Below are 14,750 nucleotides of genomic sequence, written 5' to 3'. Positions count from 1 at the left end.
CCTCGGACGCAAGACGCTGGGTTCCCGCCTCCGCAGGAACGACGAGTCGCATGATTCGACATCCCCGCAAGCCCCCTCACGTCGTTCCTGCGAAGGCAGGGACCCAGCGTCTTTCGCACCGCGCCTTGCCCCACGCCCCCTCCTCCCGTAACCTCCCGTTTTTCAAAGCGGTCTCGGGGCCTCTCCCCGGCCTTCGCAAGGGGTAAGTCACGATGCTGGGTCTCCTGGGCCACGTTCTGTTTGGCCTGTTCGGTTTGGCGGTGCTCGTCGCCATCGCCTTCTGTTTTTCCAACAACAAGCGCGTGGTCGACTGGAAACTCGTCGCCACCGGCATCAGCCTGCAGATCGTCTTCGCCGCCATCGTGCTGAAGGTGCCGCTGGGCCGCGACGTGTTCGATGCCATCGCCACCGGCTTCGTGCGCCTGCTCGACTACGTGGACGTCGGTTCGCGCTTCATCTTCGGCAGCCTGCTGGACAGCTCGAAGTTCGGCGTGATCTTCGCCGTGAAGGTGCTGCCCACCATCGTGTTCTTCGCCGCCCTCACCGGCGTGCTCTACCACCTGGGCGTGATGCAGCAGATCGTCAAGGGCATGGCCTGGGTGATCACCAAGGTGATGCGCGTGTCCGGCGCCGAAACCACCAGCGTCTGCGCCAGCGTGTTCATCGGCCAGACCGAGGCGCCGCTCACCATCAAGCCCTACATCGAGCGCATGACCCAGGCCGAACTGATGACGGTCATGATCGGCGGCATGGCGCACATCGCCGGCTCGGTGATGGCCGCCTACGTGGCCATGCTCGGCGGCGACGATCCGGCGCAACGCATGTTCTACGCCAAGCACCTGCTCACCGCGAGCGTGATGGCCGCCCCGGCCACCATGGTGCTGGCGAAGATCCTCGTGCCGGAAACGCAGGAACCGCTCACCCGCGGCACCGTGAAGATCGAGGTGGAGAAGACCACCGCCAACGTCATCGACGCCGCCGCCACCGGCGCGGGCGACGGCCTGAAGCTGGCCATGAACGTGGGCGCCATGCTGCTGGCCTTCATCGCCCTCATCGCGTTGATCAACGGCCCCGTGCAGTGGGTGGGCACGCTCGGCGGCGACCACAGCCTCAACGCCTGGCTCACCGCGCACGCCGGCCACCCGGTGGCGCTCAGCCTGGAAACCATCTTCGGCTGGATCCTCGCGCCCATCGCATGGCTGATCGGCGTGCCCTGGCAGGATGCGACCCTGGTCGGCAGCTTCATCGGCCAGAAGGTGGTGATCAACGAGTTCGTGGCCTACGCCGACCTCGCGCGCCACCTGCCCGACCTGCTGCCGGAGAGCCGGCTCATCGCCACGTACGCGCTGTGCGGCTTCGCCAACTTCTCGTCCATCGCGATCCAGATCGGCGGCATCGGCGGACTGGCGCCGAACCGTCGCGGCGACCTCGCCCGCTTGGGTTTGCGTGCCGTGCTAGGCGGTTCGATCGCCACCTTCATGACGGCGACGATCGCGGGCGTGCTGGAGCGGTTCTGAAGCGTGCGAGACGCTGGGTTCCTGCCTTCGCAGGAACGACGTGAGGTTGTATCGCGCGACGCTGGATCTTGAAGTCCGCCGTGCCTGCCTTCGCAGGAACGACGTGAGGTCGTATCGCGCGACGTTGAATTTTGAAGTCCGTCGTTCCTGCGAAGGCAGGAACCCAGCGTCTTTCGCCAGGGATACTCATTGACATTCCAGGCGAAAAAAAACCGCCGGCCAAGGCCGGCGGTTTTTTCATCCCTCACGATCAGCCGTTGGCCTTCAACCACGCATCCACGGCAGGCAGGCGCTCCTTGCGCACCTGGATGCGGTACTTGATGCCCGCCACCACGCTGTCGGCCACGCGGCGCGACGTCGCCGCGATGTTCTTCTGCGCGAACGCGTCGATCTTGGCGATGGTGCCCTCATCCACCGAGTTGCGCGCCAGCATCGGGTAGTAGCGCGCCGACGAGGTGGAATCGACGAAGGTATCGACCTTGTCCTTGTGCGCCGTGGCGAACTCGAACGCCATTTCGGGATGGTGCGCCGACACGGCCGAGATGATCTGCGAGCTGTTGGTGGCGCCCGGCTCGTCGGTAAGCGCCAGTTCGAGCGCGCGCTTGGCGAGGGCGTCGTCCTTCGCCACGCCGAGCAGCAGGTACAGGCGATCCTTCACCAGCGGCGTCTTCTCGGCCTTGGCTTGCGCGTGCATCTTGTCCCAGGTGGCGGCATCGGCGTTGTACGCCACCACGCCCAGGATGACCTTCTTCAGCTCGGCGGGCATGTTGTCGGTGGCGTAGAGGCGACGTGCCTCGGCGATCACCTTCGGGTCGCCCATCGTGCCCAGGGCACCGATCAGGTGCGAGCGCAGCAACGCCACCGTGGAGGGCTCGTCGGCCTTCGCCGTCCAGCCGATCTCGTCGAGCTTCGGCGACAGGCGCGAGACCGCGTACTTCCGCAGCGCGGCCTGCCGGGCCGCGTCACCGTCGTAATACGAGTCCAGGCCGGACAGATCGCTCGCCACGCTCTCCCACAGGACCGGCGAGGCGTCCTTCGGGGTGACCTTCACCAGGTCGAGCACGTCGGACGCCGGCTGCAGACCCGCCATGCCCAGCGCCCAGGTGTCGGCGAAGAGGCCGAGCTGGTCGATCGGCGCGAGCTTGCCGAAGCTGCCCTGCAGCGCCTTGAACTGCTCGGTGCCGTACGAGGTGCGGTAGTAGGCGCTCTGGCCGGCATTGACCAATACCGGGCCGCAACCGGCCAGCGTCATCGTGCCCTGGCCGTCCAGCAGCGTCGAGGAAGGCTTGCCGTCGAGCGTCTTGGCGATCACCGGCACGTGCCAGCGCAACGGCGTCTTGCCCGGGCGATCGCGGGTGAATTCGCCCTGGGTGAGCTTGATCGTGGTGCTGCCGTTCGCGCACGACACCGAGTCCACGTGCACGAGCGGGATGCCCGGCTGCAAGGTGAAATCGTGAGCGATGGTGCTCACCGGTTTGCCGGCGGCAGCGTCGACTTCCTTCCACAGGTCGTCCGACTTCGTGTTCGAGTACGCGTGCGCCTTGATGTAGCGCTGCACGCCCGCGCGCCACGTATCCGGGCCCACGTAGGCCTCGAGCATGCGGATGACCGATTCACCCTTGGAGTAGGTGATGTTGTCGAAGGCCTGGCTGGCCTGCTCGACGGTTTCCACGTGCTGCACCACCGGATGGGTGGTGACCACCGAATCCTGGCCCATGGCGCTTTCGCGGATGCCCACGGCGTCCAGTTCGGTATGCCATTCCGGGTGCAGGCGCTGGGTGGTGCGCGAGGCCAGCCACGAGGCGAAGCCCTCGTTGAGCCACAGGTCGTCCCACCAGCTCATCGTCACCAGGTCGCCGAACCACTGGTGCGCCATCTCGTGCGCCGCCGTGTTGAACACTTCCTGCTTGTCGCCCACGGTGGAGAACGACGGATCGAGCAGCAGCGCGTATTCGAAGGTATAGATCGCGCCCCAGTTCTCCATCGCCGAGAAGAACTGGCTCTGGCCCGGCGACGCGATGTTGTCGAGCTTGGGCAGCGGGTACGGTACGCCGAAGTAATCGTTGTATTCCTTCAGCACCGCCTTGCCGCTGTCGAGGGTGAACTGGGCCTGCGAGACCTTGCCCTTCTGCGTGATCACGCCGATTTCCACGCCCTCGGACGTGGTGGTGGCGCGCTCGAAATCGCCCAGGCCGAAGAACAGCAGGTAGGTGGACATCTTCGGCGTGGTCTTGAAGGTCACCTTGGTCAGGCCGTTGCCCAGGTCCTTCTTCGACGCGACCGGCATGTTGTTCACCGCCATCTGGCCCGACGGCACGGTGGCGTCGACGGTGAAGGTCGCCTTGTAAGCCGGCTCGTCCCAGGAGGGAACGAAACGGCGCGCGTCGGAGTTTTCGAACTGCGTGTAGAGCGCGCGCTTCTTGCCGTCGTGCTCGGTGTCGTAGTCGATGGCGAACAGGCCGTTGGCCTGCGTGCCGATCTTACCCGTGTAATCCATCGACAGGCGATACGCGCCGGCCGGGATCGCGTGGTCGAAGGTGAAGGTGACGGTCTGCGCCTTGGCATCCACGGCCACCTTGGGCGCGGCGAACGCGGCCTTGCCCTTCGTCGGCGCGAGCGAGACGTTGGCGAAGGTCATGTCGATGGCGTTGAGCACGATCGAGGTGGTGGGCTTGGTCACCTCGACGTCGATCGACACCTTGCCGTCGAAGGCGAGCTTGTCGGCGTGCGGCACGATCGATACGTCGTAGTGCGTGGGATAGGCGCCACGCGGCAACTGGGTGGTGGCCTCGACGGGAGCCGTCGCCGCGGGTGCGGCAAAGGCGGCCGTGGACAGGCCGGCAAGCGCGAAGGCGATCGCGCGAACGAGTGTGGTACGCATTGGATGGTTGCCCCGGGGGATGATCGTTCCGCGATGGTCCGCCGGGGCCGGGCCGGCGAGAAGCGCCGGAAGTCATGGGTGGGTACCGCTTCTAACGGAGTTTCCACCACGGTTTGCGCTCAAGCTTTCGCATGGCTTTCAGATGGCCCTTCGAGGCCGCCTTGCGATACCACGCGCGGGCCGTCGGCAGATCCCGCGGCACGCCGTCGCCGCGCTCGCACAACTGGCCCAGTTCGTACTGGGCGTCCGCATGGTCCTGGTTCGCCGCCAGGCGGTACAGGCGCACCACGTCCTTCATGTCGCAGGGCACGCCCCGGGCGCCCTGGATCATCTGCGCCAGCAGGTGCTGGGCGCCCGCATGGCCGGCCCCGGCCGCCGGCGTCAGCCAACGCACCGCCTCCGGATCGTTGCGTGCCACGCCGTCGCCCATCGCCAGGCGCTGGCCGAGTTCGTATTGGGCCGCAGGATCCTGCGGCCCGAGATGGGCCGGCGCCTCGGCGGGCATCGCGTCGAGCGCCAGCAACCGGCGCTGGGCCTCGTCGTCGCCCTGCTCCGCCGCCAGCGACAACCAGTGCCGCGCCTGCGAGCGATCCACCGGCAAACCGCCGCTGCCCTCCATGAACATCTTGCCCAGGGCGAACCGGGCGCTGACGTTCCCCATTTCCGCCGCGCGCTGGTAATGCATCGCTCCCAGGCGCGCGCTGCGCGCCACGCCGATGCCGTCACAATACATGTGCGCCACGCTGCACAGGGCATCGCCGTAACCGCGCGACGCGGGATCGCCCCGTTCCACCGCCTTGCTGTAGAACGCGAACGCCATCTCGGCATCGCGCGCCACGCCGCGACCGAAGTAATACGACACGCCCATGTTCACGCAGGCCTGCACGTGGCCCCGGTCGGCCGCCATGCCCCACCAGTGCAACGCCTGTTCGCGACTGGCGTCCACGCCCTGACCGCGCGCGTAATGCGTGCCCAGCGCGCATTGCGATTCCAGGTGGCCGGCATCCGCCGCCTTGCGGTACCAGGCCACGGCTTCGGCGAAGTCGCGCGCCACGCCGTCGCCTTCGGCGTAATGGAAGGCGAGGCGGCATTGGCCGTCCAGGTGCCCCTGTTCGGCGGCCCGGCGGAACCAGTGCGCCGAGCGCTGGCGATCGCGGGCCACCCGCGTGCCGTCGAAGTAGGCTTCGCCCACGAGGCACTGGGCCGTGGCATCGCCCAATTGCGCATCTCGCTCGAGGCGACCGAACTCACGCAGGTCGTCCATCGCCGCGGCGAAGCCTTCGCCGGGCACATCCCCCATGACCTGATCCATCCCCCATCCCTATCCTGTCGGTGCGCGCATGATAGGGGTTGGGGACGGAGGTGGATATCGGCCTTTTTGGCAGGGTAGACGCGATCACGGCACGCCCGTGCCGCCCGACGCCCCGATGATCTGTCCCGACTCGTAACTGGCTTCGACGGAGGCCAGGTGCACGTATACCGGCGCGATCTCGGCGGGCTGGCCGGGGCGCCCCATCGGCGAGTCCGCGCCGAACTTCTTCAGGTTCTCCTCGGTCTGCCCGCCCGACACCTGCAACGGCGTCCAGTACGGCCCCGGCGCCACGCCGTTCACGCGGATGCCCTTCTTCGCCATCTGCTTGGCGAGGCCCTTGGTGAAGATCATGATGCCGCCCTTGGTCATCGCGTAGTCGAGCAGGTTGGCCGAGGGGTTGTACGCGTTGACCGAGGCGGTGTTCACGATGGCCGAGCCCGGCGGCATGTGCGGAATGGCCGCCTTGGTGATCCAGAACATCGCGTACAGGTTGGTCTTCACCGTCCAGTCGAAATATTCGGTGCTGATGTCGAGGATCGAATCGAAACTGTGCTGACGGCCGGCGTTGTTCACCAGGATGTCGAGGCCGCCCAGCGCTTCCACGGCCTTCTGCACCAGCTGACCGCACCAGGCCTCGTCGCGGATGTCGCCGGGCAGCGCCACGGCCTTTCGTCCGGCCTTGCGGATCAGCTCGATCACCTCGCGCGCATCCGGCTCTTCGTCGGGCAGGTAGCTGATCGCCACGTCGGCACCCTCGCGCGCATAGGCGATGGCCACCGCTCGCCCGATGCCCGAATCGCCGCCCGTGATCAGCGCCTTGCGCCCGGCGAGCCGGCCACTGCCCTTGTAGCTGGTTTCGCCGTGGTCGGGACGTGGGTTCATCTTGCCCGCCAGCCCGGGCCACGGCTGGTTCTGGGCGGCGAACGGCGGCTTGGGATAGCCCTCACGCGGGTCGCTCAGCCCTTTGCCGGGCTGCGACGTGGCGGCGGCGAAGACCATGCCCGGCGAGGCGAGGGCCGCGGCGGCGAGGGTCGCGCCCTGGAGGACGCGGCGACGGGAAGGCTGGTGGGTGTCGGACATGGCACGGGCTCCTTGGCGAGGGGATGCCCGAACGTGCGCCTTCGCGAGTGGACATCGCGTGGGGGTGCCGCGAAAATCGCGCGACTCGCCATGACCGGTTTTGGCGAGGGGATTATCCCAACATCCGCCGCACGCGCCCCAGCAGCATGTCGATCTCGAACGGCTTCACGATCATGTCCATACCCTGCCCGAGGAACCGCGAGCGTTCCACGGCATTTTCCGCGTAGCCGGTCATGAACAGAACCGGCAAGGCCGGACGCCACGCGCGCGCCACCTCGGCAAGCTCGCGACCGTTCATGCCGGGCATGCCGATGTCGGTAAGCAGGAGGTGTAACGTCTCGTCCCCACGTACGAGGCGCAAGGCCTCGTCGGCATCCGACGTGGCGACACAGTCGTAGCCCGCACCACGCAGCACTTCGGTGACCATCATGCGTAGCGCGTCGGTGTCTTCCACGAGGAGGATGCGCTCGCCGCGACCGCCTTCCACCGTTTCCCTGATCACTTCGACGTCCACCACGGGCGCCTCGCTGGCCGGCAGCAGCAACGACACACTGGTGCCTTCGCCCGGCGTGCTGCAGATGCGTGCATGGCCGCCGGACTGCCGCGCGAAGCCGTAGATCATCGACAGGCCCAGACCCGTGCCCTGGCCGAGCGGCTTGGTGGTGAAGAACGGCTCGAACACCTTGCCCAGTACGTCGGAGGGAATACCCTCGCCGTTGTCGGACACCGTCAGCATCACGTACTCGCCGTCGGCCAGCTCGTCGTCGTGGCGGACGCTCACGGTCGCCGTCTTCACCCCGATGCGACCGCCGTCGGGCATGGCGTCGCGCGCGTTGATCACGAGGTTGATCACCGCGTTTTCGAGCTGGTTGACGTCCACGCTGGCCACGGCGGGATCGACGGAAAGATCCAGGTGCAGCTCGATGTGCTCGCCCAGCGTGCGGCGCAGCATGTCTTCGAGCGAGCGCACGCGTTCGTTGATGTCGGTGGGCCGCGTATCCAGCGGCTGCTGGCGGGCGAAGGCCAGCAGGCGATGCGTGAGCGCCGCCGCACGGCGGGCCGAACCCAGCGCCGCGTCGACGAAGCGCTGCACGCGCTCGGGATGGCCGCTTTCGATCTGCCGGTTCACCAGGTCGATGCCGGTGATGATGCTGGTGAGCAGGTTGTTGAAATCGTGCGCGATGCCGCCGGTGAGCTTGCCCAGCGCGTCCATCTTCTGCGCTTGCACCAGCTGCGATTCGGCGAGCGCCAGCTGGGTATGGGCGGAATCGATGCGCTGGAGGTGGTCGCGTTCGCGGCGGCGCTGTTCGGTCACGTCTTCGACGAAAACCAGACCGGCGCCGTCGCGGTAGGGCGTGACGCGCCATTCGGTTTCCCGCGGCCCCTGCACCGTGTGCATGGGCAGGACGCCATGCCAACGCTGCCGGTCGCGCACCGCCTCGCGCATCCGCGCCAGCAGGTCGTCCTGACCCTCGCCGAAACAGGCGGGCAACGACTCGTCGCAGCCGGCCTGCCCCACGAGGCGTCGAAACGCATCGTTGGCTTCGCGGACCGCGAGGTCTCCGTCGACCACGGCGATCGGCGCGGCGATGTTGAGGAAGATGTCGCGAAAACGGGCTTCGGCTTCGCGTAACGCGTCTTCCGTGTAGCGCACGCGCAACAACGTGCGCATGGTCGCCAGCAGCACGTCGGGGTCCACCGGGTGGATGAGGTACGCGTCGGCACCGTTGTCCAGGCCGGTGATGAGATCGCCGGTATCGATGGAGGCGGCCGATACGTGCACCACCGGCAACAGCTGCGTACGCGGCATCTCGCGCAAGCGGCGCACCACGTCGAAGCCGCTCATGTCCGGCAGGTTCACGTCGAGGATCAGCGCGGCGACGTCGTTGTCGGCAAGCGTCGCGAGGCCGTCGGTCCCGGTGCCCGCTTCCAGCACCTCGTAGCCATGGCGTTCCATCGTGCGGCGCATGGCGTAGCGCGTGGCGGCGTTGTCGTCGACGATCAGGAGTCGCTTACTCGCCGGCATCGGCCACCTCCGCCACGGCGAGGGTCAAGGGCAGCACCACGTGAAACGTGGAGCCCTTCCCGATGCGGCTGGTCATGCCCACCTCGCCACCGAGCAGGTGCGCGAACTGGCGGCACAACGAAAGTCCCAGGCCCGTGCCGCGCACGCGTTTCTGCAGCGGCGAGTCGACCTGGGTGAAGTCGTCGAAAAGCACGTCGTGCAATTCGGCGGGGATGCCGATGCCGGTGTCCTTCACCGAAAAACGCACGCGGTCGCCGCCTTCCAACGATGCCGACACGCGCACCTCGCCGCGCGGCGTGAATTTCAGCGCATTGGAAATGTAGTTGCGCAGGATCTGCGCGAGTTTCTTGTCGTCGGTATAGAGCCGGGGCATGTCCCGGGGCTCCTCGAAGATGAGGTCGGTCTGGCTCGATTCGACGATGGGACGGAACATGCCGCGCAACGCGGAGAACAGGTCCATCAGCTCGAACCATTCCGGCGAGATGGTGATGCGCCCCGCCTCGATCTTCGCCAGGTCGAGCAGGTCGTCCACCATGTCGCTCAGCTCGCGCGCGGCGCCGGCGATGAAATCCACCTGTTTGTGCTGCTCGACGTTGAGCTGGCCGTCCAGGCCGTCGGTGAGCAGGCGCGTCATGCTGAGGATCGAGCCCAGCGGCGTGCGGAACTCATGGCTCATGTACGACAGGAAGCGGCTCTTCAGCTCCGACGCCTGGCGCAGCTGCTCGGCCTGGTTGTCCAGTTCGGCGTAGAGCGCGAGCACGCCCTGGTTGGTTTCGTCCAGTTCCGCTCGCAGGGCATCGATTTCGGCACGAAGGGCGTCGCTGTCGCTCATGCGCGATCCTCCAGCGAGATGGCGAACACCGTGACGTCGTCACGGCCCCGATCGAAATCACGATACAGCACCGAGGTGACCACGGCGGGATGGCGGTTGGCCAGGCCGGGGTAATCGCGCAGGCTCCAGCGCGATTGCAGCCCGTCGCTGTGCATCACCAGCAGCTTGCCCGTCGCCCCGGGAAAATCGAAGGCCTGCATGCGGCGCGTCGCCATGCCCATGATGCCGGGGTGCGAGGCAAGGCCGCGCGAGGCGTCGGCGGATATCAGGCTGCCGGCGATATTGCCTACGCCGCAATAACGCAGGGTCCCGCCGGCATGCCGGACCATCGCGACCGCGCCGCCCCGCGTACCCGACATGGCGGCATTGAGCCGGGCCATCACCTCGACGGGATCGCCGTCATGGTCCGCCACGTAGGCCTCCACGCACGCGGCCGCGGCCCGGTGCGCCGCGGGGCCGTGGCCGAGGCCGTCCACCAACAGCACACCCTGGGCGGAGTCCGACAGGGCCATGGCCCAGCCGTCGCCGCAGATCGGCTCACCCGCCAGGGCCTGCTGGGTGGCACCGAAGCGGATGTCCGCCTGGGCGGTACCGCGCGGATACATGCGCGACAGCACGACCGAGCCCCGGTGGTCGGCATGGGCGTCCATCACCTGCGACTGGCGCCGGATCGCACCCAGGCCCTCGCCGCGCGAACCGGCGGTGGAATGGCCGTCGGTCAGGCAGACGGCGAAGTCGAAGCCCGGGCCACGGTCCACGGCGACCACCTGCACGCCCTGCGTGTCCCGCCCGGGCACGATGGCGACGTGGATTTCGCCGCGCCCCGCATGGCGCAGCACGTTGGTCGACAGTTCGGTGGTGACCAGCGCCACGCGTCCCGTATCGGCCTCGTCGAAGCCGGCCTCCAGGGCCGCCTTCGTCGCCGAGCGTCGCGCCTGGCCGATCTGGGTGGTGTCCTCGACGGGCACGATGAGGGTCGGCTGGCCGGCGACGATCAGGTCCATTTGCAGATCGTCACGCGGGTGCCCGAGCCGGGTGCGCTCTCCAGCGAGAATTCGTCGACCAGGCGCCGCGCACCGGTGAGGCCAAGGCCCAGGCCACCGCCGGAGGTCCAGCCGTCGGTCATCGCCAGCTTCATGTCGGAAATGCCCGGGCCTTCGTCGCGAAACACCAGGCGCAGGCCCTTCCGGGCGCCGTCTTCCAGGGTCTCCCAGTCCATGTCGCCGCCACCGCCGTAGATGACGGTGTTGCGCGCCAGCTCGCTGGCGGCGGTAACGAGCTTGGTCTGGTCGACGAGGCGCAGTCCGCATGCGACCGCGAGTTTGCGGACCTGCTGGCGCGCGAGCACGACGTCCTGCTCGGTGCGGACGGGATGCGTACCGCTGGCCGGCCCGTTCATTCGGCGTGCACGCGTTCGCGCAGCAGCTTCATGCCGCGCTCCACGTCGAGCGCGGTGCTCACGCCGGGCAAGGTCAGGCCCAGCTCCACGAGGGTGATCGCCACGGCGGGTTGCATGCCGACCACCATCGTCTGCGCGTCCATGATCCTCGACAGGCCCGAGATCGTGGCGATCATGCGGCCGATGAAGGAGTCCACGATATCCAGCGCGGAAATGTCGATCAGCACGCCCCGCGCGCCGGTCTGGGTGATCTTTTCGGCGAGGTCGTCCTGCAGGGTCAGCGCGAGCTGATCGTGCATGTCGACCTGGATGGTGACGAGCAGGAACTCGCCCATGCGCAGGATGGGGATGCGGTCCACGGCGTCAGCTCGCCCTGCCCACCGTGAATCCCGACCGCTTCAACGCCAGCGCGAGCGCGTCGGCGAGGTTGGCCTTGGTCACGATGCCCTGCAGGTCGAGCCCGAGATGCACGATCGTCTGCGCGATCTGCGGACGCACGCCGCTGATGATGGCGTCGGCACCCATCAGGCGGATGGCCGTGACCGTCTTCAGCAGGTGCTGCGCCACCAGCGTATCCACGGTGGGAACGCCGGTGATGTCGATGATGGCGATTTCCGAACCGGTTTCGACGATGCGCTGGAGCAGCGACTCCATCACCACCTGCGTACGCTGGGAATCCAGCGTGCCGATCATCGGCAACGCAAGCACGCCGTCCCACAGCTTCACCACCGGGGTGGAGAGTTCGAGCAATTCTTCCTGCTGGCGGGCGATGACTTCCTCGCGCGACTTCTGGAAGGCCCGGATGGTGTGCAGGCCCAGCGCATCGAGCAGTTCGGAGACGGCCCACAGCTGCGAGGCCAGTTCGGCCGCGTCGCCGGCATACTCCTTTTGCAGCAGGTCGAACATCGGCCGCTTCAGCGAGAAGATGAAGTTGGCCGTGTGATGCGAGTCGAAGCCCTGCATCGCGCGGCTGCGGGAAAGCTTCTCGAGGAAGGTTCGCGCTTCGCTCCATTCGTTGCTCGCCAGCGACGAGGCATCGCCGGTGGCGGACCCGGCCACGAACAGGCGGAGGAACTCGCGCGTCTGCGATTCGAGCTCCGCGCTGCCGATGCGCGAGTCGCGCGAGGCGCCGCTCGACTCCAGGTTGGCAGACCACCGGTCCAGGAGCTGGGCCTCGTTGTTACGAACGGTGTCGATGGTGCGATGGCTCAGCTCTGACATGGGCGTCCCCCGAAAAATGGTTATGATGCGGGCAGTCGTGGCGCAATGGAATACCGCCACGGCATGTGTACGCATTGACGCCGCCTTCACGCGCCGGCTTTTAATAGCCTCGCCGCACCCTCGTCCCGGACCACCATGGCTACCCAACGCACCATCCTTCTCGTCGAAGACGAACCCATGATTCGCGACGTCACCACCTGGACCCTGGAAGACCTGGGTTACGTGGTGCATGCGGCGGCGAGCCGGGAGGAGGCGGAGAAGTGGCTGGCGGAAAACGACGCGCCGGACCTGCTGTTCACCGACATGCGGATGAAGGGCGAAAGCGACGGTCGCGAGCTGGCCGAGCGATACGGCAAAGACATGCCGGTGCTGGTCACGTCCGGCGAGGCGGCAGCGCAACACACCTGGCTGGGCGGCAACATGAGGTACCTGCCGAAGCCGTACGACCGCAAGAGCCTGAGGGTGGCGCTCGACGCGTTGCTTTGAGGGTCTTCGCTCCGCAGGCATCGCGGACAGGGTCCGCTCCCACCCTTCGGTAGGAAGATCCGCTACCGAAGGCCTACGGAGCGTCATGCCCGGTCGATCACCCGGGCGATCGCCCCGCCGTCGAACCCGAACTCCGACGTCCCCCGCATCTCTATGACCGTTCCGGCGCGCGGCCCGTCGGGGATGTCCTCGGCGACCTCCCCATGGAAATCGACGGTGGCGACGACCCGGCCCTCCCGTTCCTCCAGCGACACGAGGGTCTGCCTGCGCGAGGCGAACATCGCCGCCCCCACCCGCGCCAGTTTTTCGAAGTCGGCCTTGCCGTCGGTCGCGACCGCCAGCTCTCCCCCGGCGTGGTGTTCGAAACGCACCCCGTCGGCCAGCGTCGCGAGCATGCCCTCGACGTCGAAGCGGTTATAAGCCTCGACGTAAGCCCGGATCAGCGATTCCCTCACGGCATCGATCATGGTGTCTCCCCCCGTGCCTCATGGCCCCAGGGGCTTACCCTAGCAAGCCACGCACGGTTCGTCCCTTGCCGGAGCCGTGCACCCCCCGTATGGTCACCGCTTCGACGTCCCACGGAAGCGCCCGCCCATGTCCCACCCGCAGGAATCCGCCGAACACCTCCGGCGCAGCCTCTCCAACCGCCATCTCCAGCTCATCGCCATCGGCGGCGCGATCGGCACCGGCCTGTTCATGGGATCGGGCAAGACGATCAGCCTGGCCGGGCCGTCCATCCTGCTGGTGTACCTCATCATCGGCGTCATGCTGTTCTTCGTGATGCGCGCGATGGGCGAGCTGCTGCTCTCCAACCTCCAGTACAAGTCGTTCATCGATTTCTCCACCGACCTGCTCGGCCCCTGGGCCGGTTTCTTCTGCGGCTGGACGTACTGGTTCTGCTGGATCATCACCGCCATCGCCGACGTGATCGCGATCGCGTCGTATGCCCAGTTCTGGTTCCCGGGGCTCGCGCCGTGGATTCCCGCCCTGCTCTGCGTGGGCCTGCTGCTCACCCTCAACCTCACCACGGTGCGGCTGTTCGGCGAGCTGGAATTCTGGTTCGCGCTGATCAAGATCGTGGCGATCTGCGCGCTCATCGTCACCGGCTTCGGCATGATCGCCTGGCACTTCCGCTCGCCCGACGGACACGTGGCCTCGCTGGCCAACCTGTGGAGCGACGGCGGGTTCTTCCCGATGGGCATGGGCGGCTTCTTCGCCGGTTTCCAGATCGCCGTGTTCGCCTTCGTGGGCATCGAACTGGTGGGCACCACGGCGGCGGAAACCGCCGACCCCGAACGCAACCTGCCCAAGGCGATCAACTCGATCCCCGTGCGCATCATCCTGTTCTACGTGTTCTCGCTGATCGTGATCATGTCGGTGACGCCGTGGCGCCAGGTGATGCCCGGCAAGAGCCCCTTCGTGGAGCTGTTCGTGCTGGCCGGCATCCCTGCCGCGGCGAGCCTCATCAACTTCGTGGTGCTCACCTCGGCCACCTCGTCGGCCAACAGCGGCATCTTTTCCACCAGCCGCATGATGTATGGACTGGCCGAGGAGGACCACGCGCCGGCCGCGTTCAAGCGGTTGTCGCGTGCGGCGGTACCCTCCAACGGCCTGTTCTTCTCCTGCCTGTGCCTGCTCGGCGGCGCGATGCTCGTGTACCTGATCCCGAACCTGGTCACCGCGTTCACGCTGGTGACCACGTTGTCGGCCATCCTCTTCATGTTCGTGTGGTCGCTGATCCTGTGCGCCTACATCGCCTACCGGAAGAAGCGTCCCGAGCTGCACGCGGCCTCGCGTTACCGCATGCCCGGCGGCGTGGTCATGTGCTGGGTATGCCTGGCCTTCTTCGCCTTCGTGCTGGTGTTGCTGTCGTTGCAGGCGGATACGCGGCAGGCGCTGATCGCCAGCCCGGCGTGGTTCGCGATCCTGGGCATCGGCTACGCCCTGCGTCGTCGCAAGCCTTGATTCGCCGATACGATCGGCTCCCACCCCTTCG

The 14,750-nt window shown here is 67.1% G+C and carries 13 protein-coding genes; 3 read left to right on the top strand and 10 right to left on the bottom strand.

The genetic code is table 11. From position 1 onward, the window contains the following. Positions 1–212 precede the first annotated feature (212 nt). Complete coding sequence (locus L2Y94_RS03415) at positions 213–1,517, top strand: NupC/NupG family nucleoside CNT transporter (RefSeq protein ID WP_247373136.1); 1,305 nt, start codon at positions 213–215, stop codon at positions 1,515–1,517. Between the two features lie 250 nt (positions 1,518–1,767). On the opposite strand, the gene L2Y94_RS03410 is transcribed toward L2Y94_RS03415, so the two are convergent. From L2Y94_RS03410 to L2Y94_RS03370, 9 genes are all read right to left on the bottom strand, one after another. Then, entirely contained in the window at positions 1,768–4,398 is a 2,631-nt protein-coding gene (locus L2Y94_RS03410) for a M1 family metallopeptidase (protein WP_247373135.1), read from the bottom strand. A gap of 91 nt (positions 4,399–4,489) precedes the next feature. Then, positions 4,490–5,698 carry a tetratricopeptide repeat protein gene (locus tag L2Y94_RS03405; RefSeq protein WP_247373134.1) on the bottom strand — a complete coding sequence of 403 codons (1,209 nt, stop codon included), beginning with the start codon at positions 5,696–5,698 and terminating at the stop codon, positions 4,490–4,492. Between the two features lie 96 nt (positions 5,699–5,794). Continuing rightward, positions 5,795–6,709 (bottom strand): SDR family oxidoreductase, encoded by a 915-nt coding sequence (locus L2Y94_RS03400; RefSeq protein ID WP_247375099.1) that lies wholly within the window; start codon positions 6,707–6,709, stop codon positions 5,795–5,797. Between the two features lie 193 nt (positions 6,710–6,902). Further along, positions 6,903–8,816: a response regulator gene (locus L2Y94_RS03395; RefSeq protein ID WP_247373133.1), complete on the bottom strand. Its 1,914-nt coding sequence runs from the start codon at positions 8,814–8,816 to the stop codon at positions 6,903–6,905. After that, complete coding sequence (locus L2Y94_RS03390; protein ID WP_247373132.1) at positions 8,803–9,648, bottom strand: sensor histidine kinase; 846 nt, start codon at positions 9,646–9,648, stop codon at positions 8,803–8,805. The genes L2Y94_RS03395 and L2Y94_RS03390 overlap by 14 nt, the downstream gene beginning before the upstream one ends. Further along, positions 9,645–10,652, bottom strand: a complete 1,008-nt coding sequence (locus L2Y94_RS03385; RefSeq protein ID WP_247373131.1) for an ATP-binding protein — start codon at positions 10,650–10,652, stop codon at positions 9,645–9,647. Before L2Y94_RS03385 ends, L2Y94_RS03390 begins: the two co-directional genes overlap by 4 nt. Further along, the gene (locus tag L2Y94_RS03380) at positions 10,643–11,047 is read right to left on the bottom strand and encodes an anti-sigma regulatory factor (protein ID WP_247373130.1); all 405 of its coding nucleotides are present in this window, start codon (positions 11,045–11,047) and stop codon (positions 10,643–10,645) included. The genes L2Y94_RS03385 and L2Y94_RS03380 overlap by 10 nt, the downstream gene beginning before the upstream one ends. Continuing rightward, the gene (locus tag L2Y94_RS03375) at positions 11,044–11,406 is read right to left on the bottom strand and encodes an STAS domain-containing protein (protein ID WP_247373128.1); all 363 of its coding nucleotides are present in this window, start codon (positions 11,404–11,406) and stop codon (positions 11,044–11,046) included. The genes L2Y94_RS03380 and L2Y94_RS03375 overlap by 4 nt, the downstream gene beginning before the upstream one ends. A 4-nt stretch (positions 11,407–11,410) precedes the next feature. Beyond that, on the bottom strand, positions 11,411–12,268 hold the full coding sequence (locus tag L2Y94_RS03370) for an STAS domain-containing protein (protein WP_247373126.1): 858 nt from the start codon (positions 12,266–12,268) through the stop codon (positions 11,411–11,413). A gap of 135 nt (positions 12,269–12,403) precedes the next feature. Here L2Y94_RS03370 and L2Y94_RS03365 point away from each other — a divergent pair, with 135 nt between their 5' ends. Next, complete coding sequence (locus tag L2Y94_RS03365) at positions 12,404–12,754, top strand: response regulator (RefSeq protein ID WP_247373124.1); 351 nt, start codon at positions 12,404–12,406, stop codon at positions 12,752–12,754. Positions 12,755–12,837: 83 nt separating this feature from the next. On the opposite strand, the gene L2Y94_RS03360 is transcribed toward L2Y94_RS03365, so the two are convergent. Then, a complete protein-coding gene (locus tag L2Y94_RS03360; protein WP_247373122.1) occupies positions 12,838–13,221 on the bottom strand; it encodes a nuclear transport factor 2 family protein in 384 nt (127 codons plus the stop codon). A 127-nt stretch (positions 13,222–13,348) separates the two neighbouring features. Here L2Y94_RS03360 and cycA point away from each other — a divergent pair, with 127 nt between their 5' ends. Further along, the gene (gene cycA, locus L2Y94_RS03355; protein WP_247373120.1) at positions 13,349–14,719 is read left to right on the top strand and encodes a D-serine/D-alanine/glycine transporter; all 1,371 of its coding nucleotides are present in this window, start codon (positions 13,349–13,351) and stop codon (positions 14,717–14,719) included. Positions 14,720–14,750: the final 31 nt, after the last annotated feature.

It is taken from the genome of Luteibacter aegosomatis, from assembly GCF_023078455.1.
Taxonomy (GTDB): Bacteria; Pseudomonadota; Gammaproteobacteria; order Xanthomonadales; family Rhodanobacteraceae; genus Luteibacter; species Luteibacter aegosomatis.
The sequence above is the reverse complement of the archived record's forward strand: the minus strand, read 5'-3'. Positions and strand labels throughout refer to the sequence as shown.